Source organism: Microvirga sp. 2MCAF38 (assembly GCF_052115485.1).
GTDB lineage: Bacteria > Pseudomonadota > Alphaproteobacteria > Rhizobiales > Beijerinckiaceae > Microvirga.
Window position 1 is genome coordinate 51,521 of the sequence record NZ_JBFRGU010000008.1, and the last position, 19,793, is coordinate 71,313.

The following is a 19,793-nucleotide window of genomic DNA, read 5'->3' on the forward strand; positions in this document are numbered from 1 at the left end:
TATTCAAGCAGCTTGATCAATCGCGATTGCCGCGAATGGAATCCTTGATACCGCCGACCGTATTTTGAATGCGACCTTCGGTCTTTTCGACCTTACCTTCCGCTTCCAGCTTCGTATCGCCGACAAGCTTGCCGAGACCTTCCTTCACGCTGCCCTTGACGTTTTTCAGGCCACCTTCGATGCGATCTTTATTCATAACGACAATCTCCAATCACGTTCAACGAGGGTAAGAACGTCGAAGATTGGAATTGGTTTCATATCTCTGCATATGGACTTGTCGCAGTCGAACTACGCACCGATGCGTTGCGCGGCACGTCGTTCCACAAGACTCAAGAGATCGTGAATGAAAAACGCCAACATCGCGACAACAAGTCCTCCTTGCACAACGAAGGCTGTGTTGTTGGATTGAAGCCCTGCAATGATCACTTCGCCAAGACCCTTGGCTGCAACGGTCGATCCGATGGTCGCGGTGCTCAGATTGATGACGAGCGATAAACGGATGCCAGCGAGAATGACCGGCAATGCGAGCGGGATTTCGACTCCAACGAGACGTTTACGCCCATTCATTCCCATGCCTCGAGCAGCATCGAGTGTTAGTGGCGATACCTGAGTCAAGCCCGTCAGCGTATTCTCGAAAATGGGAAGAAGACCGTAAAGGAAAAGAGCAATCAGCGTCGGAGTTTCACCGAACCCGACGAGCGGTACTGCGATGGCAAGAACTGCGACGGGTGGGAAGGTCTGCCCAACATTCACGAGTGTTCGCGACAGGGGCAGGAATTCCAAGCCCGAGGGCCGCGTGACGAAAATTCCGAGTGAAACGGCGAGCACGACGCTTGCAAATGTCGCAACGAACACCGTCCGCAGATGCGAGAGCGTGAGCGAAACGAGATTGCCGTGATTATAGATCGCCGGCGCGCCATTCACTGTCAGCGGCTCGAAAACCTGTGCGAAGAGCTGCGGTACCGCGATGAATGTCACGAGAAGGGCAAGCGCTGCAAACCGCAGAGCAATAGAAAAAGGCGTCATGAATGTGCCCGCCCGTGAGCGAGGATACCTGCAATACTGACCCTTCCGACAATTGCGCCGGAAGCATCGGAAACTGGCAAAGCATCGCGCCCGCTCCAAACGAGTTCCGACAGCGCATCACGAAGATTTGCGGAACTATCTATCGGCTGTCCGGCAGCGTGGCCCGGTTCGAGGGCACTTTCCACCCTCAACAGCGACAGAAGCCGGAAGGGACGCTCCGCTGTGCCGACGAGACGCTCGACGAATTCGTGAGCAGGCTGGACCAGAATCTCTGCCGGCGTCGCATATTGCAAAAGCCGCGCCTGATCCATGACAGCGATCCGGTCACCGAGGTGGAATGCTTCCTCCATGTCGTGCGTCACGAGAAGAATAGTGGTTTTGAAGCGGCGTTGAATAGTGAGGAGATCGGCCTGCGCTTTGCTGCGGATCAGTGGATCAAGCGCGCCGAAGGGCTCATCCATCAACAGCAGGTTCGGCCCCGCCGCCAAAGCGCGCGCAACGCCGACGCGCTGCTGTTCGCCGCCTGAGAGCTGATGCGGATACTTCGACGCGAAGGTTGCGGGCTCAAGCTGGAAAAGATCGAGCAGTTCATCAACACGCGCATCGATTCGTTTGCGTTCCCAACCGAGCAGGCGCGGAACTGTCGCGATGTTTTCGGAAACAGTGCGGTGCGGGAAGAGGCCGTTGCCCTGGATGACATAGCCGATCCCGTGCCGGAGCTTGTCTTCGGGAATCGACATCGTGTCCTGACCGTCGATCAGCACGCGCCCCGCCGTCGGCTCGACAAGTCTATTGACCATACGTAGCAGCGTTGATTTACCGGCCCCGGACGTCCCAACGACGACGGTAATCGTGCCGCTCTCGACGTTGAGAGAGACATCATCGACGATGGGGTCTGCACCGTAGCGCTTTGTCAGATGCTCGATCTCGATCATGACGGAACTCTCTTTGTCAGATCGACAATGGCATCGAGGATCACGGCGGCCGTGAAAGCGAGCAACACTGTCGGAATGGCGCCGAGCAACACAAGATCCAACGCTGTCTGCCCTGCTCCCTGAAAAACGAATGTTCCCAGTCCACCGCCGCCGATCAGCGCCGCCACAGTGGCGAGACCGAGATTTTGAACGAGAACGATGCGGATGCCGGTCAGGATTGTCGGGAACGCCAACGGAAACTCGACCTGTCGCAAGCGCTGCGAGGAGGAGAGCCCCATTCCGCGCGCGGCATCAATGACTTTCGCGGGCACCTGTTCAAGCCCCACAACGGTGTTGGCGACCACCGGAAGAAGCGAATAGAGAAAGAGCGCAACGAAGGCGGGGGCCGCGCCGATGCCACGAATTCCAAGCGCCGCTGCCAGAGGCACCGTTGCGGCGAGGAACCCCAGCGGGGCCATCAGCATGCCGAACAGAGCGATACTTGGTATCGTCTGCACGACATTGAGAACCTGCAGCACCGCCCCCTTGATGGCGGAGACCCGATGACACAGGGCTCCAAGCGGAATGCCGACAAGAGTCGCTGCACTCACGGAGCCAAGGGCGAGCACGAGATGCTGTCGCGCCTCACGCCAGAAACTGTCGGCCCGCGCCGCATATTCCTTGAGAAGGGCGACGTTGCTCCAGGCCCCGGAACCGAGAAGAAGGCCAAGCGTCAAGGCCGCGACGACAAGGGCCGCAATTCTCTGCCAAGGCCCGAAGCGCAGTCGCGCCAGCGCATCGGCCACCAGGAGGGCAAAGGCAAGCACAAGCACCCAGAAGCCCCAGCCGGGAGAGACACGTGCAAAGCTGTTGCCCGGCGGCGTGAGAAAGTCGGCCGCGAGGCCCATCGTTATAAAGACGGCGATCAATCCCAATGCGGAGGCCGCAAGTCGCATCTCAGGCTTCCTGACGATTGCGGAGACAAAAGCGATTGCTCCGCAAACAATCACAAGTCCGATCGCACCCAATGGCGGCAAGGCAGAGAATATCAGACGCGCGTCACCGGCGGCGATGCGATTGGCGCGGTAAATCGCAAACGGCCCGACAATCATCGCGATGCCGATCAGGATGGCGATCACGCAACCGAGACGATCGACGGCGCGCCCCTCACGACGTGAGACCACGCCAACGATGCGTCCTTGAGGCATCGTCGTCACGAGCGAAATATGTCTTTCGCTCTGCAAGAAAGGCTGAACCCGTAATGCATCACTTCAGGAAGCCTTTCGATTTCAGATACTCACTCGCTACGGTCTTCGCAGGTTCGCCGCCCACTTGAACGCGCGCGTTCAGGTTCTGCAGCGTCGCAAGATCGAGCGATTTGAAGACAGGGCTCAAGATATCGGCGATCTTGGGGTTTTCCTTGAGAATCGCCTCACGAATGATCGGCGTGGGCGCATAAACCGGTTGCACGTTCTTGTCGTCGGTCAGAACCACAAGATCGGACGGTGCGATGCCGCCATCCGTGCCATAGACCATCGCCGCATTGGCGCCGTTGGTTTTCTCCGCTGCGGCCTTGATGGTCGCCGCGGTGTCGCCGCCAGAGAGAACGATCAGCTGATCCGGCTTCATGGCGAAGCCATAGGTCGCCTGAAACGCAGGCAGCGCTGCAGCCGAGTTGACGAACTCGGAGGAGGCCGCGAGCACGACCTTGGCCCCACCGGAAACCCATTTTCCGAAATCGGACATGCTCGCAAGCTTGCCGCTTTGCGCCACATCCTTACGCAGCGCGATCGCCCAGGTATTGTTGGCCGGGGCGGGGGTCAACCAGACGATCTTGTTCGCGTCGTAATCGAGCTTCTTTGCGGCCTCATAACCCTTTGCCGCATCCTTCCAGACCGGATCGTCCGCCTTGTTGAAAAAGAAGCCGGCATTTCCGGTATATTCGGGATAGATGTCGATTTCGCCCGAAGTGATCGCCTTCCGAACCACGGGGGTCGCCCCGAGCTGAATGCGATCCTGCGTCTTGATGCCGTTGGCATCGAGCATCAACAGGATGATGTTTCCGAGAACCGAGCCTTCCGTATCGATCTTCGAGGAAACGACCACGTCGGCTTTCGCGCCTGTGGACAAAGCCATTCCCAGAGCGAGAGCGACACCGAGTGTTTTCATGACAATATTCATAGGAACCTCTGACGGTCTAATGTGACATCATTTCAAAGTCGAGGCAAAAGCCGCTTGAGTTGAGCGATCCGGTGGCCGGATTTCGAGGCATCCATTAACCATAAGAGACACTTTTCTCCCGACAAGCCCCCCAGCGCTTGGCAGTTCCTCAAAATGTTGTGCCACTCCCGTAAACATGGATGTTGAAGGGCTCGGTCATGGGCCTTAAACCGGAGATATTGCCTCTTTAATACTGCCGTCGCCTCCTCATCACCTGAACTCTCATTCTCCAGCGCCAAAGACGATGACCCTTACAGAAATCCCGACGAAGCCTTTCCTCGATCAGAAACCCGGCACATCGGGCCTGCGCAAGAAGGTCACCGTCTTTCAGCAGCCGAACTACGTCGAAAACTTCGTGCAATCGATTTTCGACTCCGTGGAGGGGCGCCAAGGCGCGACCCTCGTGGTCGGAGGCGATGGGCGCTTCTTCAACCGGGAGGTCGTTCAGACGGTCCTGAAGATGGCCGCGGCAAACGGCTTCGCACGCATTCTCATTGGCCAGTGCGGGCTACTCTCGACTCCCGCCGCCTCCTGCCTCATTCGCAAATACAAGGCCATCGGAGGGGTCATTCTGTCGGCAAGCCACAATCCCGGCGGTCCGGATGGCGATTTCGGCATCAAGTTCAACGTCTCCCATGGCGGCCCCGCGCCCGAGACTTTCACGGATGCGGTGTTCAAGCGCACGCAGACGATCTCCAGCTATCATATCCATCGCGCATCCGACATCGATCTCGATGTGCTCGGCGAAACGCGGCTCGGAAGTACGGTCGTCGAGGTCGTGGATTCCGTCGCCGATTATGCGGAGCTGATGGAGACCCTCGTCGATTTCGACAAAATCGCCGCTCTGTTCGCGTCCGGCTTCCGCATGCGCTTCGACGCTCTGAGCGCTGTGACCGGCCCCTATGCCAAGGCCATTCTGGAGGGACAGCTCGGCGCTCCCGCAGGCACAGTGGCTAACGGCGAGCCGAAGCCCGATTTCGGCGGCCATCACCCGGACCCGAACCCCGTTCATGCTCACGACCTTATGGAACTGATGCTTGGGCCGAACGCACCGGATTTCGGTGCGGCTTCAGACGGAGACGGCGACCGCAACATGATCGTCGCGCCTGGCCTCTTCGTGACGCCCAGCGACAGCCTCGCAATTCTGACCGCCTACGCCCATCTTGCCCCCGGCTACGCCAAGGGCCTCGCCGGCGTGGCGCGCTCCATGCCCACGAGTCGCGCGGCAGACCGGGTTGCCGCGAAACTCGGCATTCGCGCTTTTGAAACGCCCACCGGCTGGAAGTTCTTCGCCAATCTGCTCGATGCGGGCCTCGTGACCCTCTGCGGCGAGGAGAGCGCTGGAACAGGCTCAAATCATATCCGTGAGAAGGATGGCCTGTGGGCAGTTCTTTTGTGGCTCAACATTCTGGCCGAGCTGAAGAAGCCTGCCGACCAAGTCGTCAGAGAGCATTGGGCGACCTATGGCCGAGACTATTACGCACGTCACGATTATGAGGAGATCGAGACGGCCCGCGCCGACGCGCTCATGGCGCATTTGCGGGCAGCGTCGCCCTCCCTGCCCGACAAGACCTTCGGAGGTCTTACGGTCGAGGCTTGCGATGATTTCGCCTACACGGACCCCGTCGATGGATCGCTTACACCGCAGCAGGGCATCCGCATCCTGTTCAAGGAAGACGCGAGAGCCGTGTTCCGTCTCTCAGGCACCGGCACTTCCGGCGCGACGTTGCGTGTCTATCTGGAAAGGTTCGAGCCGGATCCGAGCCGCCACGATCTTTCGCGCGAAGATGCGCTCGCTTCGGTCGCGGAAGCGGCTGAGGCTATCGCGCAAATCACAACGCATACCGGCCGCTCAACTCCCTCGGTGATCACCTGAGCGGCGGGACCGCGTTCGCAAATCGGCGTGGTCACTTTGCGAGAACCGCCTTCCTGTGTCATAGAGCCAACTCATTAGTTGCCTGCCTCTGGGACGCTCGCGCTCGATGGTGGCTCTCGGTATCAGGAACCCAATCATGAAGCCGATCTCGGAACTACCGCTCTCCAAAGCGCAGTCTGTGCGCGTGGTGCTGACCGATATCGACGATACGGTGACGACCGACGGGGTGCTCACCGCCGTCGCTTATGAGGCGTTGGAGAATCTGCATAAGGCTGGTTTTATCGTGATCCCCGTCACGGGCCGTCCCGCCGGTTGGTGCGATCACATCGCGCGCATGTGGCCGGTAGACGCAATCGTCGGCGAAAATGGCGCTTTCTTTTTCCGCTATGACCGCAAGCTGAAGAAGATGCAGCAGCGGTTCTGGGCGAGCGAGGAGGAATTCGCAATAAACCGCGCCCGTCTCGTCACCATCCGCGATGAGGTTCTGGCCTCTGTCTCCGGCTCCGCGCTGGCGAGCGATCAGCCTTATCGCATCGCTGATCTCGCCATCGATTTCTGCGAGGACGTGCCGCCGCTGCCGGAATCGGAAGTGGATCGCATCGTCTCGATTTTCGAGAAAGCCGGAGCGCAAGCCAAGGTCAGCTCGATTCACGTCAATGGCTGGTTCGGCAACTACAACAAACTGAGCATGGCGAAGATTCTGCTCGAAGAGATTTTCGGCATCGACATCGCGCGCGATGGCGATGCGGTGATCTATGCAGGGGACTCCCCCAACGACGAGCCTATGTTCGCCGCCTTCCCGCTCAGCGTCGGCGTGGCCAACATTCATAATTTCGCTCACCGCCTAAAGGCGAAGCCGACCTATGTCACGAAGGGCCATTCAGGCGAGGGCTTTACCGAACTCGCTTCGGTTCTGCTCGACGCAAAACGCCTTGCAGGCACGTCAGGAACGTCCACCGCGCGCGGCTAATTTCAAGAGTGCAATCTCACGGCCATAGCAGCGCCGCGCCGCGCGCGCCACTTTCTGTCGTCTCCCCAATCACGATGAGAGGGACAGATTCCTGCCCAAAGACGTAGTGTGGTGTTACTGCGTTCAAGGCATCGAGAAGCTCATCGACCCCACTTAATCCTCCCCCAAGCACGAAAGCATCGGGATCGAGTGCGTTCGTGACGGAGCCGATGAGGCGGGCAAGCCTGTCGATCCACCGGTCGAACGTGGCGCGCGCATGGATATCGCCGGTTCTCATGGCCCCGATGATTTGCGGCGCCGTCAAACGTGCACCCGTTCTCTCGAAGTGATCGCGCGCCATGCCTGTGCCGGAAACGAAAAGCTCGGCGCAATCGAAACTGCCGCAATAGCAGGGACGCGGCGTCGCGCCATCGGCGAGAACGATTGGAACATGCCCCGCCTCGCCCGCAATCGCCAGCGGACCTCGCCTGACGCGACCGTCGATCACCAACCCGCCGCCGAGACCGGTCCCAAGGGTCAGCGCATAAACGACGGCGCGTCCATCGGCAGCTCCGCCGAGCGCCTCGGACAAGGCGAAGCAATTTGCATCGTTCTCAATGCGGGTCGGATAGGGAATGGCCGCCAGAAGATCGGAAACGACATCGCGACCATTGACGAAAGTCATGTTGCAATTGCGCCAAAGACCCGTCTTCGGCGACTGCGACCCCGGCATGCCGATGCCAACCCCGATGACATCTTTCGCCGCCTGCTTGCAACGATCGAGAACAATCGGAACGGCTGCGATGAGATCAACATAGTTGTCTGGAGTATCGATCCGCGTGCGAAAAATCATCTCGCCTTTCGCGCTCAAAACGACTGCGGCGATCTTCGTACCGCCAACATCGATCCCAATTCGAACCGCGCTCATCGCACGCCCAATTTATCGAACACGCGATCGGCTTCGACCACGGCACCGAGCACATGGTAAAGCGTGCTCGCCGGCACGGTCTCAATAGAGACCTTTCCATCCGCATCGAACTGGTCGATCCAACCGGGCGTAAACGGCTTGGCGAGATAAACATCGCGCAATTTCGTCAGACTTTCGAGCGCGCGGTCGAGGGCGCCCTCACGTCCAATCTCGGCCTCCACAAGCCATGCCTTGGCAAGTTCGGTCTGCGGCCACATACGGCGCGTCCCGCGGCGAACCTTCCCCTTGGAATCGACCTCGTCGACAAGGAAACCCGTCTTCGGATCGGCGACCTTCACAGCATCGTCGAGCAACTGGCTGGGCAAGGTATCGGGAGCGCTGTTGGTGGCGCGCTCATAGCGGCGCAGGAGCCAAGCCCATTCCGCCTGATGGCCCGGTTCGATACTCTCGCCCTCCGGGCCGGGCCACACTTTCCAATCGTCGCTGAAATGCTCGCGCAGCTTAGGAGACGGTGCCAAAAAACGCTCCTTCAGGAACCCCAGAATCTTTCCAGCGCGTTCGAGCGCGCCTGGATAGGCCAGAGTCTCGTGCAGAGTGAGCATCGCCTCGAAACAGTGCATGTGCGGGTTCTGTCGACGCGGCAAGGATGCGGGGATACCTTCAATCAAAGCGCCATCGCGCGCGGTCAGGCGCTCGTCGATGAAATCCATGACCTCATCGACCAATCCGCGCACCTGCGCATCGCCGCTAGCGTGTGCGAGCCAAGCCAGCGACATCAGGATGAACATGTGGTCGTAGGTGTCGCGCAACGGATTGGCTACGGAGCCATCCGGGTTGAGCAGATGCACGAAGCCCGGTTCGCGGTCGGGCGAGCGGGCTTTCTTCAACATCCAATCGAGCAGGCCGAGGGCGAATTCGGTACCTCCCGGGCACCAGCCGAGAATTGCCGCGTGGCTGTAGGCATAGATCTGACGGGCCTGGACACGCACACGCTTGATGGCGTGATGGTCGGGAGTGCCGTTCCATAGAAAATGTTCATAAACCCCGCCATAGCGCCTGTCCCACCCTTGAGACATCCAGAACGGGAGGGATTCTTCGATGAGCCAGGGTTTAAGATCGACCATACGCCATACCTTGTTGAAACCGGGGCCGGCGAGCTGAGGCCAAACGGTCGCTATTTCGACGTTTGTGTCTCAAATGCAAGATAATCTCAACTCGCCTTCTGGATTAGGCAACCGAGCAAACGACGGAGCTGATCCGTCCGCTTGCCCCTAGAGACCGGACAGTGCCGGTCGCCGTATCGATTGCGATATCGATGGAAGGTGGACCTTCCAGATAAGCTCTCATGATTTCCGCAAAGAGTGCCAACTGCCCCTGAAGGCCTCCCTTGCCTTTGCGTTGTCTCAGGATCCCGACGATCTCACCATAGAGTCCTGCGCGCTCGGTATCGATATCGCTGAAGGCGAGATCGGACGCATGGCGCAATCGATACCAATCGACCACCATCTCCTTGAATGTTACTCGCGTATATCGCTTGGAATCCGAACTGGCCTCCTCCTGCCGGAGGCGCGCAAACACCTCTTCGACTTCGAGTGGTTCATCGATGCGCGAAAGCGTCACGAGATCACGTCCATTCAAGCGCTCGACCAAGGGACGCCACTCGTGTGGCCATTCCTTCGGCAGGTAACGATGATCGACGAGTTCCGTCATGTGAGCACGGACGAACTCGTAGTAATTCCGTGCGCCAAGGATCGCGCTTTCCTTGTCGCCGTGATGAGCAACCTCTTGTCGGTAGAGATCGAGAAAATCGTCGAAATGCGGCACATCACGGATGACGACCGTTTCGATTTTGATCTCGCCATCGCCCAGCGACACGATCTTGTAGGCGGGCGGATATCCGACGAGCGATGGCATCGCGATATTGACCAGCGTGCCACGCTCTCCTTCATGAAACCCAAGGGCATTCACATGCAGGTGTCCGCTGAAATGAACAAGAACACCGGTCTTCGCAAAAGCATCGCTCGTCACCGATGTCGGAGAGCGGCGCGTAAATCCGGTCGAGCCAAAAAGTGCGGTCTCTTCGGCAACTGTCCCGCGCAGGAAATCGACGACAGGATAATGCGATAAAACGAGAAGCTTCTTACCGCTCGCCTTGGCTCTGCGCTCTACATCGGCAAGCCAATCCAGGATGAACGACTTGTGTTGCACCATGGCGTTCCAACCCGCATCGGTGCTCTCCACATAACCCTTTGGGTTGTCGTCCGAGAAGGAACCATCTTTCGGCACGTAGACGTTGGCGTCGATAGCAACGAGCCAAGTGCCGTCGAATGGTTCGACGAGATAGGACGCATCGATGACTTTACGCGTATTACGGCCATCTTCTGACGTGATCTCGAATTCGCGTCGCGCCAAATCGCCATCGGTGCCGAAGGGTGTTTCCCAATGCAGGAAGTGTTCCTGCGGGAAGAGGCCGGCATCCGCCATTGCGAGCATGGCGTCACGATAGCCAAGGCCGAACATTTTGTCCGTCACGACCTGCGACCCGCTCGATTTCATGGAAGACGAACTGGTGGTCAGCGTGTGGCTCCCGTCGGCATTGAGAAACCGCTTGTCATGATGGCCGCCCACCGGCGTTCTCACATCGTGATTGCCGATGGTGGCATAAAACGCCATGCCATGCTGCTCACGATAACGGTCGAGAATGACCTTCAGGCCTGCAACCGTCGCGCGCTGGCCATCATCCGAGTAATCCCCGACCAAGACCACATGCTTGATATTGCGCGCAGCGAGATCGTCGAGGACTGAGAACAACGCAAAGTAATTCTCGTTGAAGATCCGTGTCGAGCTGACCGTGTCCTTCAAGGTCCGCACGTTGGCCCTTCGACCCGCGCGCGGGATGACCGGCCCTTCGAAATCGTAATCGCCATAGACGTCGTGAAAATGGACATCGGCGAGAATGGCAATCTGCGTCATCGGTCGATCTTTCATGCTTCCTCTGAACCTGAAACATCTCCCGAATTCAAGCTTTTCGCGGCAACCCTTCCCTCAACGCACCAGAATGCACCGAAAATCGTTCACGTTGGTGAAGGTCGGCCCGGTCATCACGAGACGATCCAAGGCTTTGAACGCCGTGTAGGCGTCATTGTCCACGAGTGAAGCGGCAAGGTCGATCCCGCGTTCCTCCGCCCGGCTATAAAGGGAAGCATCGAACCATGCCCCCGCATTATCCTCAGAGCCGTCGATCCCGTCCGTATCGCAGGCAATGGCGGAAAGCGTCGGTAAATCGCGTGAAGCGAGGGCGAGCGCCAACAGGAACTCCGCATTGCGACCCCCGCGACCCTTGCCCCGAAGCGTCACGGTGGTCTCACCGCCGGAGAGAAGCACGCACGGTGTCGACACGGGCTCTCCATGGCTGACGACGGAGCGCGCTATACCCGCCATGACCCGCGCAACCTCTCTGGCCTCGCCTTCGATGGCATCGCCCAAAATCAGCGGCGTGAGACCGAATTCCCGGGATTTCTCAGCGGCCGCCCGAAGCGCCATGTGTGGCGTCGCCAGCATATGAACCTCGCCGCCGGCGGCTGACGACGTGATCGCATTAGCGCGGATGGCGGCCTCGATCCGCTCCGGCACCTCAATCCCGTAATCCCGCAGAAGCGAGAGCACCGCTTGCGGATCAGAGCGTTCGGGAATGGTCGGGCCAGATCCGATACTGGCCGGATCGTCACCGGGAACGTCTGAAATCAGATAAGTGACAAGCTTCGCGCCACCGATATGGGCAGCAAGCCGCCCACCCTTGATGGCGGAAAGGGCCTTACGGACCCGGTTCATCGCACTGATTGGCATGCCGGATGCGAGAAGCGCCCGGTTCACCATCTGCTTGTCTGTCAGAGTGAGACCCTCGGCGGGGAGAGCCAGGAGGGCCGAAGCTCCACCGGAGATCAGGCACACAACGAGATCTTCGGGGCCCGCCTCTTCCGCCAGCTTCAGAATACGGCGCGCGGCGTTGAGTCCTGCCTCGTCTGGCACCGGATGGGCAGCCTCGACAATCTCAACGGAGCGCGTGGGAAAACCATGGCCATAGCGGGTGACCACAAGCCCTTCGCAGGTCCCGCCGACCCGGCTCCACGCCTCCTCGAAAGCAGCCGCCATCCGAGCCGAGGCCTTGCCCGCTCCCAGAACGATCGTGCGCCCCTTCGGACGGTCCGGCAGGATTCCGTCCAACTTCCCCTCGGGCAGGGCAGCATCGAGCGCGGCTTGAAAGAGCTCTCTCAGGATTTCGGCATCGTTTGGCATCGCAACTCCGGACCGACCAGGATCGCAGATTAGGGACTTCAGCCTTCCTGAGAAGCCCGTCCCTCCGGCGATCTGTTGAATTTTCCTCCGATCACCGGAGCGCCCCTGACTTTAGTGGAAGCGTATATCACTTGGTCGAAGGAAGCTCTCGCACTATGTTCCCCCGGCCTCCGGCCGCTAGATACGGAGCAGTTTTAAAGGGAAGAGCGAGACGATGGAACGGGTTCAAGTTTCCGGTTTGCAGGTTGCGAAAGTTCTCTATGACTTCGTCGAGCAAAAAGCCCTCCCCGGCACCGGCATTTCCAATGAAACCTTCTGGAACGGTCTTGCTCGCCTCATCGCGGATTTCGCGCCCCGCGACCGTGAATTGCTCGCCATTCGCGACAAGCTTCAAGCACAGATCGACGAATACCACCGTGCCCGCATCGGAAAGGCTTTCGACCAAGCCGAATATGAGCACTTTCTGCGCGACATCGGCTACATTTTACCGGAGCCGGACAAGTTCTCCGTCTCGACCCGCAATGTGGACGACGAGATTGCCCGCATCGCCGGGCCGCAGCTCGTGGTTCCCGTGTCCAACGCACGCTACGCCCTGAACGCTGCCAATGCGCGCTGGGGCAGTCTCTATGACGCGCTCTACGGTACGGACGTCATTCCCGAAGACGGCGGCGCGACGCGCTCAGGCGGCTACAACAAGGTACGCGGCGCCCGTGTCGTCACCCGCGCCCGCGAATTCCTCGATCAGGTCGCCCCCCTGATCGAGGGCAGCCACAAGGATTCGAGCCGCTATTCCATTGAGAATGGAGCGCTGGATGTCCTGCTGACGGACGGCAGCAAGACCGGGCTTGCGACGCCCTCAAAGCTCGTCGGCTATCAAGGCGAAGCAGCCTCTCCCTCCGCCGTGCTTCTGCGCCACAACGGCCTGCACGTGGAAATCAAGATCGATCGTGGGAATCCGATTGGCGCGGAAGATCCGGCGGGTATTGCCGATCTTGTGCTTGAATCGGCGTTGTCCACCATCATGGATCTCGAAGACAGCGTCGCCGCTGTCGATGCGCAGGATAAGGTCGCGGTCTATTCCACCTGGCTCGGTCTGATGCGCGGCGATCTGGTGGAGACACTTCAAAAAGGCGGCCGCACCATCGAGCGTCGCCTGAACCCAGACCGGATTTACAAGGAGCCCCTGACAGGCGAAGTGCGCGTGCATGGCCGCAGCCTCATGCTGGTGCGCAATGTGGGCCACCACATGTTCACCGACGCTGTACTCGACCAATCCGGCCAGGAAATTCCCGAGACGATCCTCGACGCCGCCGTCACGGCGCTCATCGCCATCCACGATCTACGTGCGACAGGTCTCCTGCGCAACAGCCGCTCCGGTTCGGTCTATATCGTGAAGCCCAAGATGCATGGGCCTGACGAAGTCGCCTTCGCCAACGATCTGTTCGGCCGCGTGGAAGAAATGCTGTCCCTGCCGCGCAACACGCTCAAGATGGGCATCATGGATGAGGAACGGCGTACCACCATCAACCTTGCCGCTTGTATCCGTGCGGCGGAAGAGCGAATCTTCTTCATCAATACCGGCTTCCTCGACCGCACGGGCGACGAGATCCACACGTCGATGGAAGCTGGCCCCATGGTGCGGAAGAACGACATGAAATCGACGGCCTGGATCAAGGCCTATGAAGATTCCAACGTCGATATCGGCCTCGCCTGCGGACTACCCGGACATGCTCAGATCGGCAAGGGCATGTGGGCTGCGCCCGACAAGATGGCGGATATGCTGACGCAAAAAATCGGCCACCCGCAAGCCGGCGCGAACACCGCATGGGTCCCATCCCCCACCGCCGCGACACTGCATGCGCTTCACTACCATCAGGTGGACGTGCAGGCGCGCCAGGACGAATTGCGCAAGCGTCCACGAGCGAAGCTCTCCGACATTCTCACGATCCCGGTTTCGCAATCGAACTGGGCACCGGATGCGGTGCAGCAGGAACTCGACAACAACTGCCAGGGTATTCTGGGTTACGTGGTGCGCTGGATCGATCAGGGCGTCGGCTGCTCCAAGGTGCCGGACATTCATGATGTCGGCCTCATGGAAGACCGCGCAACTTTGCGCATCTCGAGCCAACACATCGCCAATTGGCTGCACCACGGCGTCGTCTCGGCGGAAATGGTGCTCGACACCTTGAAGCGGATGGCACAAGTCGTCGATCGCCAGAATGCAGGCGATCCCCTCTATCGTCCGATGGCCCCTAACTTCGATGGCCCGGCCTTCAAGGCTGCCTGCGATCTCATCTACAAGGGGCGCGCACAGGCGAACGGCTACACCGAATGGGTTCTTCATGCGCGTCGCCGGGAGGCGAAAGCGCTTGGCGCTCCGGCTTAGACGCCGTAAGACGCAATCGCATCGGCAATTAAACAATTCACCGATGCGAACAATAATGCGTTTCAAAAGGACAAGGCCATGAGCGCGCGCTCGACAGGTTTCGTGATCGAGGTTCCTGCCGTTCCCTCCATTCCGGTGGAGGGAACGGACCAGTTGTTTCCGGTTCGACGCGTTTATTGCGTCGGCCGCAACTACGCGGATCACGCCATCGAGATGGGACACGATCCTAATCGCGAGCCGCCTTTCTTCTTCCAGAAGAACCCCGACGCGCTAATCACTACCGGCGAATTTCCTTACCCCGTGAAAAGCAACGACGTGCATCATGAGATCGAACTCATCGTCGCGCTCGGCAAGGGTGGCTCGAACATCTCACCGGATCGCGCACTCGACCACGTGTATGGCTATGCGGTCGGTCTCGATATGACGCGCCGCGATCTTCAGGCCGAAGCGAAGAAGATGGGACGTCCGTGGGAGATCGCTAAATCCTTCGAGGATTCAGCCCCGACGAGCGTGCTCGTTCCTGCGTCGGAGATCGGCCATCCCTCGAAGGGCGCGATTTGGCTCGACGTGAATGGAACGCGCCGCCAAACGGGCGATCTGGCACAGATGATCTGGAACGTTCCGGACACCATCGCCTATCTCTCCGAGTTCTTCACGCTAGCTCCGGGCGACGTCATCATGACGGGTACGCCCGCAGGGGTCGGCGCGGTCGAGCGCGGCGATGAGATCTCAGGTGGTGTCGAAGGCGTGGGCACCATCGAGGTCCGCGTCGTCTGAGACGGCGTGACCAAAAGAGTCCGGTTTCGTGCCGGGCTTTTTCACCGGAGACGCGTCAAATCGCCTTGCTGAACCGTTTCGGGCCGTCTTCACGATATTGGTCGAAGACGGCAGCGACAAGGCGAACAAACGGCTTTCCCTCATCGGTGACAGTCACCCGACGCCCGTCGACCGTGACGATGCCGTCAACGACCAACGGACGCAGCAGAGCCAACTCGTCCGCGAATTCTTCCAGCCCTTCGAGCGAAGCCAGATCGGCCCGGAAGTTGCACATAAGCTGTTCGATGATCTCACTGCGTGTCCGATCACGATCAGTGAACCGACAGCCGCGCGCCGTCGGTAGAATTCCCTCCGCGACGATGCGCTGATAGGTCGAGATGTCGGGAACGTTTTGCGCGAAGCCATTCGTCAGACACGAGATCGCCGATGCGCCGAACCCGATGAGGATAGGCCGATCGTCATCGGTGTAGCCCTGAAAGTTCCGATGAAGCCGCCCTTCGCGTGCAGCGCGTGCAAGAGGATCTTCCGGCCGCGCGAAATGATCGATCCCGATGCTCACATAGCCATGTTCCAGGAAGGTCTCAGCCACCACCCGCGACTGACGAAACCGCGCAGCGACGTCCGGCAATGCCTCTTCGTCGATGAGGCGCTGTTGGCGCTTGCGCGCCGGCATATGGGCATAACCATAGCAGGCGATCCGTTCCGGGGAGAGTGTGGCAACGGCCTCGCTGGTGCGACGCACGGAATCTTCCGTCTGAAGCGGAAGTCCGTACATCAGATCGAAATTGATGTGATGCAATCCTGCCGCACGAAGCGCGCCGACTGCCACTTCGACGACAGCCTGCGGCTGCACTCGCCCGATGGCGGTCTGCACGGCAGGATCGAGATCCTGCACACCAAGGCTGACCCGGTTGACCCCAAGCGCAACGAGTTTTCGTGCAAAGGCGGCATCGACGAAGCGCGGATCGAGTTCGATGGCGTGTTCGCAATCGGGTTCAACCGAGAAATAGCGCCGAAGCACATCGATGACTCTCTTCATGCCCTCGGCGCCGATGATGCCCGGCGTGCCGCCACCCCAGTGTAATCGCGCCATTTTCAGGCACGCAGGGAACTGTGATCCAACAAGCGCGATCTCCGCTTCCAGCTTCTCGCGATACGCGGCGATGACATCGTCACGCCGTGCCACCTTGGTATGGCATCCGCAATAATGACAAAGATCGCGACAGAACGGCACGTGGAGATAAACTGAAACGCCCTCCCTCGGATCGATCCGGCTAAGCCAGCCGGCATAATCCGCCGGCCCGACGTTCGGCGCGAACTCGGCCGCCGTCGGATATGAGGTGTAACGAGGGACTGGTAGTCCGCCATAGCGGTTGACGAGATCAGACATTACCGCTTGCCCACTTCCCGCTTGCGGCGGTCCTCGCGCACTTCGAACCACATGGCGTTCAAGATCGCGAAGGCGCAGGCGAGGCCAACGCCGAGAATCCAAGAAAAGTACCACATCGGTCAGACTCCTCAATAAGCGTTCGGGTTGCGGCCGATGCTCTCGGCATCCACCGTGCCGCGCATGACGCGATAAACCCATGCGGTGTAGGCGAGAATGATCGGCAGGAAGAAGCCGGTGACGAGAAGCATTGTCCAAAGCGTCAAAAGACTCGACGAGGCATCCCACACGGTCAGGCTCGCGTTCGGTTGAACTGAGGACGGCAGCAGAAACGGGAACAACGAAAGGCCCGCCGTCGAGATGATGCCGACAATCGCAGCACTCGTACCGGTGAGCGCAACCCTCCAGGTTCGCATGGTCATGCCGACGAAAGCCAGAACGCAGCCGAGGATGCCGAGCGCCGGGGCGATCATCGTCCAGGGCCGCAACGCATAACCGTTCATCCACGCCCCTGGTACGGTCGCCACCGTCTTGCGCAGCGGGTTAGAGGGGCCGAGCGTGTCCTGAACACTCGTGACCGTATAGCCATCGAGACCGAAAGTGGCCCATAAGCCGCCGAGAACGAACAGCACCGCTGCCGTCAGCGCCGCATAACGGCCATAGATCCGCGCGCGCTCGGCCTGCACACCTTCCGTACGAAGCCCGATGACGGCGGCACCATGCGCGACGATCATCGAGAGGCTGACGAGGCCGCACAGCAGAGCGAAGGGCGTGAGCAGGCCGAAGAAATGGCCATCGTAATGCGCGCGCAGCGTTTCATCCAACCGGAAGGGCACGCCGAGAAGAACGTTGCCGACGGCGACACCGAGAACCAACGAGGGAACAACGCCCGCGATGAATAACGCCCCATCCCACAGATTGCGCCATCTCTGATCCTCGATCTTGCCGCGAAACTTGAACGCTACCGGCCGCAGGATCAGCGCCACGAGAATGAGCAGCATAGCGAGATAAAAGCCGGAAAAAGAAATGGCATAGAGCGGTGGCCATGCGGCGAAGATCGCACCGCCGCCAAGGATCAGCCATACCTGATTACCTTCCCACACGGGGCCGACGACGTTGATGAGCACGCGCCGCTCCGCGTCCGTCTTCGCGGCGAAGGGAAGCAGCGCGCCGATGCCGAGATCGAAACCGTCGGTCAGCGCAAACCCGATGAGCAGCACGCCGAGCAGCAGCCACCATATCACCCGAAGCATTTCATACGAGAGAGGAATGAGATCGATCATGATGAATATCCTGATAGGCTGACGTCAGCGGTTCGGATTGGCGTGAGCGGCGGCAGGTACATGGGCTGCCCCCTCCGCTTGATCTTCGAGAACGGACCGATCGGCGGGCCCTTTCTTGATGACGCGCAGCATCAGGATCACTTCGATGATCGCCAACACGGTGTAGATGATTAGAAACGCACCAAGACTGATGGCGAGATCCGTCAGCGTCAGGCCGGATGCCGCGTAGAACGTCGGCAGAACGCCTTCGATGATCCAGGGCTGACGTCCGTATTCGGCCACGAGCCACCCCAATTCGATGGCGACCCAGGGCAACGGCAAACTGAGGAGCGCAACCCCGAGAAGAAAGCGGCTATTGTCGATCTTATGTTTTGTAGAGAGCCAGAAGAACAGGGCGAAAAAGACGATGAGGTAAAAGCCGATTCCGACCATGACGCGGAAACTCCAGAACAGCACCGGCACGTTGGGCACCGTATCGAACGCCGCCTTCTCGATCTCCGCGTCGGTCGCTTTTGTCACGTCGCTGCGATAGCGCTTGAGAAGAAGCGAATAGCCGAGATCATGCCACGTCGCGTCGAACGTCTTGCGTGCGGCTTCGTCCTTCGGATTCGCTCTCACAGCTTCCAAGGCGGAATAAGCGGTCATGCCGTTGCGAATACGAGTCTTGGCGTGATCGACGAGCGGCAGGATGCCCGGCACTTCCTGCGTCAGCGAGCGTGTTGCGATGAGGCCGAGTGCATAGGGAACTTGAATCTGAAATTCGTTCTCGCGCGTTCCCACATTGGGAAGGGCGAAAACCGTAAAGGGCGCCGGTGCCGGCTCCGTGTGCCACATGGCCTCCATGGCCGCGAGCTTCATCTTCTGGTTTTCGGTGGTGACGTAACCGCTCTCGTCGCCAAGAACGACAACCGACAATGCGGACGCCAGACCGAAGCTCGCCGCAACCGCCATCGAGCGTTTGGCGATGTCCAGGTGCCGGCCACGCAGGAGGTAATAGGCGCTCACCGACATCATGAACATCGCGCCCGTGACGTAACCCGCGCTGACGGTGTGGACGAATTTCGCTTGCGCCACCGGATTGAAGAGAACGGCCATGAAGTCGACCACCTCCATCCGCATCGTTTCGGGGTTGAAAGTCGAGCCGACAGGATTTTGCATCCACCCGTTGGCGATGAGAATCCAGAGCGCGGAGAAATTGGCGCCGATGGCAACAAGCCATGTCACGGCAAGGTGGCCGACTTTCGGCAACCGATCCCACCCGAAGAAGAACAGGCCGATGAAGGTTGCTTCAAGGAAAAAGGCCATCAGGCCCTCGATCGCAAGCGGTGCGCCGAACACATCGCCTACATAGTGGCTGTAGTAGGACCAGTTCGTTCCGAACTGAAACTCCATTACAATGCCCGTCGCCACTCCCATGGCGAAGTTGATGCCGAAGCACGTTCCCCAGAAAAGCGTCATCCGTCGCCAGATCTCGCGACCCGTCATCACATAGACGCTCTCCATGATTGCCATCAGGAACGACAAGCCGAGCGTCAGGGGCACGAAGAGGAAGTGATACATGGCCGTTGCCGCGAATTGCAGCCGCGACAGATCGACAATGGAATAGTCCAGCATAGTTTTGCCTCATCTGGAGCCGACCATCGGATGTCGGATCGTGCTCAGCGATAAGCCCGCGTTCGGCGACGCACCTTGATTCAAATCAATGCAGTCCGAGGAAGCGGGGAACTAGCTTGAGCCTTCCGGGAGAGGTG

At 59.5% G+C, this 19,793-nt stretch carries 17 protein-coding genes; 4 read left to right on the forward strand and 13 right to left on the reverse strand.

Annotated features, from left to right (window positions below):
• Window positions 1–16: 16 nt before the first annotated feature.
• The 5 genes from AB4072_RS16135 to osmF form a co-directional block, all read right to left on the reverse strand.
• Window positions 17–196: a CsbD family protein gene (locus tag AB4072_RS16135; RefSeq protein WP_441969587.1), complete on the reverse strand. Its 180-nt coding sequence runs from the start codon at window positions 194–196 to the stop codon at window positions 17–19.
• 92 nt (window positions 197–288) lie between these two features.
• Entirely contained in the window at window positions 289–1,026 is a 738-nt protein-coding gene (locus AB4072_RS16140; RefSeq protein WP_441969589.1) for an ABC transporter permease, read from the reverse strand.
• On the reverse strand, window positions 1,023–1,961 hold the full coding sequence (locus AB4072_RS16145) for an ABC transporter ATP-binding protein (RefSeq protein WP_441969592.1): 939 nt from the start codon (window positions 1,959–1,961) through the stop codon (window positions 1,023–1,025). The genes AB4072_RS16140 and AB4072_RS16145 overlap by 4 nt, the downstream gene beginning before the upstream one ends.
• A complete protein-coding gene (locus tag AB4072_RS16150) occupies window positions 1,958–3,148 on the reverse strand; it encodes an ABC transporter permease (RefSeq protein WP_441969698.1) in 1,191 nt (396 codons plus the stop codon). Before AB4072_RS16150 ends, AB4072_RS16145 begins: the two co-directional genes overlap by 4 nt.
• Before the next feature lie 58 nt (window positions 3,149–3,206).
• A complete protein-coding gene (gene osmF / locus AB4072_RS16155) occupies window positions 3,207–4,109 on the reverse strand; it encodes a glycine betaine ABC transporter substrate-binding protein OsmF (RefSeq protein ID WP_441969594.1) in 903 nt (300 codons plus the stop codon).
• 295 nt (window positions 4,110–4,404) lie between these two features.
• On the opposite strand from osmF, the gene AB4072_RS16160 reads away from it, so the two are divergent.
• Both AB4072_RS16160 and AB4072_RS16165 read left to right on the forward strand, forming a co-directional pair.
• Window positions 4,405–6,036, forward strand: coding sequence for an alpha-D-glucose phosphate-specific phosphoglucomutase (locus AB4072_RS16160; protein WP_441969596.1), 1,632 nt, complete (start codon window positions 4,405–4,407; stop codon window positions 6,034–6,036).
• A 136-nt stretch (window positions 6,037–6,172) separates the two neighbouring features.
• Window positions 6,173–7,006 (forward strand): HAD-IIB family hydrolase, encoded by an 834-nt coding sequence (locus AB4072_RS16165; protein ID WP_441969598.1) that lies wholly within the window; start codon window positions 6,173–6,175, stop codon window positions 7,004–7,006.
• Between the two features lie 16 nt (window positions 7,007–7,022).
• On the opposite strand, the gene AB4072_RS16170 is transcribed toward AB4072_RS16165, so the two are convergent.
• From AB4072_RS16170 to AB4072_RS16185, 4 genes are all read right to left on the reverse strand, one after another.
• Window positions 7,023–7,913: an ROK family protein gene (locus AB4072_RS16170; protein ID WP_441969600.1), complete on the reverse strand. Its 891-nt coding sequence runs from the start codon at window positions 7,911–7,913 to the stop codon at window positions 7,023–7,025.
• Complete coding sequence (locus AB4072_RS16175; RefSeq protein WP_441969601.1) at window positions 7,910–9,037, reverse strand: AGE family epimerase/isomerase; 1,128 nt, start codon at window positions 9,035–9,037, stop codon at window positions 7,910–7,912. The genes AB4072_RS16170 and AB4072_RS16175 overlap by 4 nt, the downstream gene beginning before the upstream one ends.
• A gap of 103 nt (window positions 9,038–9,140) precedes the next feature.
• Entirely contained in the window at window positions 9,141–10,886 is a 1,746-nt protein-coding gene (locus AB4072_RS16180; RefSeq protein WP_441969603.1) for a metallophosphoesterase family protein, read from the reverse strand.
• Window positions 10,887–10,958: 72 nt separating this feature from the next.
• Window positions 10,959–12,209 (reverse strand): glycerate kinase type-2 family protein, encoded by a 1,251-nt coding sequence (locus tag AB4072_RS16185; RefSeq protein WP_441969605.1) that lies wholly within the window; start codon window positions 12,207–12,209, stop codon window positions 10,959–10,961.
• 214 nt (window positions 12,210–12,423) lie between these two features.
• Here AB4072_RS16185 and AB4072_RS16190 point away from each other — a divergent pair, with 214 nt between their 5' ends.
• Complete coding sequence (locus AB4072_RS16190; RefSeq protein ID WP_441969607.1) at window positions 12,424–14,595, forward strand: malate synthase G; 2,172 nt, start codon at window positions 12,424–12,426, stop codon at window positions 14,593–14,595.
• A 78-nt stretch (window positions 14,596–14,673) separates the two neighbouring features.
• Window positions 14,674–15,372 (forward strand): fumarylacetoacetate hydrolase family protein, encoded by a 699-nt coding sequence (locus AB4072_RS16195; protein WP_441969609.1) that lies wholly within the window; start codon window positions 14,674–14,676, stop codon window positions 15,370–15,372.
• Window positions 15,373–15,427: 55 nt separating this feature from the next.
• Here AB4072_RS16195 and hemN read toward each other — a convergent pair whose 3' ends face one another.
• From hemN to AB4072_RS16215, 4 genes are read right to left on the reverse strand one after another with little or no spacing between them, the layout of a single operon-like run.
• Window positions 15,428–16,762 carry an oxygen-independent coproporphyrinogen III oxidase gene (gene hemN / locus AB4072_RS16200; RefSeq protein WP_441969611.1) on the reverse strand — a complete coding sequence of 445 codons (1,335 nt, stop codon included), beginning with the start codon at window positions 16,760–16,762 and terminating at the stop codon, window positions 15,428–15,430.
• Window positions 16,762–16,878: a cytochrome bd-I oxidase subunit CydX gene (gene cydX, locus AB4072_RS16205; protein ID WP_441969613.1), complete on the reverse strand. Its 117-nt coding sequence runs from the start codon at window positions 16,876–16,878 to the stop codon at window positions 16,762–16,764. Before cydX ends, hemN begins: the two co-directional genes overlap by 1 nt.
• 12 nt (window positions 16,879–16,890) lie before the next feature.
• Entirely contained in the window at window positions 16,891–18,042 is a 1,152-nt protein-coding gene (gene cydB, locus AB4072_RS16210; RefSeq protein ID WP_441969615.1) for a cytochrome d ubiquinol oxidase subunit II, read from the reverse strand.
• 24 nt (window positions 18,043–18,066) lie between these two features.
• Window positions 18,067–19,656 carry a cytochrome ubiquinol oxidase subunit I gene (locus AB4072_RS16215; RefSeq protein WP_441969616.1) on the reverse strand — a complete coding sequence of 530 codons (1,590 nt, stop codon included), beginning with the start codon at window positions 19,654–19,656 and terminating at the stop codon, window positions 18,067–18,069.
• Window positions 19,657–19,793 lie beyond the last annotated feature (137 nt).

Excerpts from the sequence above, each read along its gene's own strand:
- AB4072_RS16135 (WP_441969587.1), bottom strand. The coding sequence starts at position 196 with ATGAATAAAGATCGCATCGAAGGTGGCCTGAAAAACGTCAAGGGCAGC.
- AB4072_RS16140 (WP_441969589.1), bottom strand. The coding sequence starts at position 1,026 with ATGACGCCTTTTTCTATTGCTCTGCGGTTTGCAGCGCTTGCCCTTCTC.
- AB4072_RS16145 (WP_441969592.1), bottom strand. The coding sequence starts at position 1,961 with ATGATCGAGATCGAGCATCTGACAAAGCGCTACGGTGCAGACCCCATC.
- AB4072_RS16150 (WP_441969698.1), bottom strand. The coding sequence starts at position 3,148 with ATGCCTCAAGGACGCATCGTTGGCGTGGTCTCACGTCGTGAGGGGCGC.
- osmF (WP_441969594.1), bottom strand. The coding sequence starts at position 4,109 with ATGAAAACACTCGGTGTCGCTCTCGCTCTGGGAATGGCTTTGTCCACA.
- AB4072_RS16160 (WP_441969596.1), top strand. The coding sequence starts at position 4,405 with ATGACCCTTACAGAAATCCCGACGAAGCCTTTCCTCGATCAGAAACCC.
- AB4072_RS16165 (WP_441969598.1), top strand. The coding sequence starts at position 6,173 with ATGAAGCCGATCTCGGAACTACCGCTCTCCAAAGCGCAGTCTGTGCGC.
- AB4072_RS16170 (WP_441969600.1), bottom strand. The coding sequence starts at position 7,913 with ATGAGCGCGGTTCGAATTGGGATCGATGTTGGCGGTACGAAGATCGCC.
- AB4072_RS16175 (WP_441969601.1), bottom strand. The coding sequence starts at position 9,037 with ATGGTCGATCTTAAACCCTGGCTCATCGAAGAATCCCTCCCGTTCTGG.
- AB4072_RS16180 (WP_441969603.1), bottom strand. The coding sequence starts at position 10,886 with ATGACGCAGATTGCCATTCTCGCCGATGTCCATTTTCACGACGTCTAT.
- AB4072_RS16185 (WP_441969605.1), bottom strand. The coding sequence starts at position 12,209 with ATGCCAAACGATGCCGAAATCCTGAGAGAGCTCTTTCAAGCCGCGCTC.
- AB4072_RS16190 (WP_441969607.1), top strand. The coding sequence starts at position 12,424 with ATGGAACGGGTTCAAGTTTCCGGTTTGCAGGTTGCGAAAGTTCTCTAT.
- AB4072_RS16195 (WP_441969609.1), top strand. The coding sequence starts at position 14,674 with ATGAGCGCGCGCTCGACAGGTTTCGTGATCGAGGTTCCTGCCGTTCCC.
- hemN (WP_441969611.1), bottom strand. The coding sequence starts at position 16,762 with ATGTCTGATCTCGTCAACCGCTATGGCGGACTACCAGTCCCTCGTTAC.
- cydX (WP_441969613.1), bottom strand. The coding sequence starts at position 16,878 with ATGTGGTACTTTTCTTGGATTCTCGGCGTTGGCCTCGCCTGCGCCTTC.
- cydB (WP_441969615.1), bottom strand. The coding sequence starts at position 18,042 with ATGATCGATCTCATTCCTCTCTCGTATGAAATGCTTCGGGTGATATGG.
- AB4072_RS16215 (WP_441969616.1), bottom strand. The coding sequence starts at position 19,656 with ATGCTGGACTATTCCATTGTCGATCTGTCGCGGCTGCAATTCGCGGCA.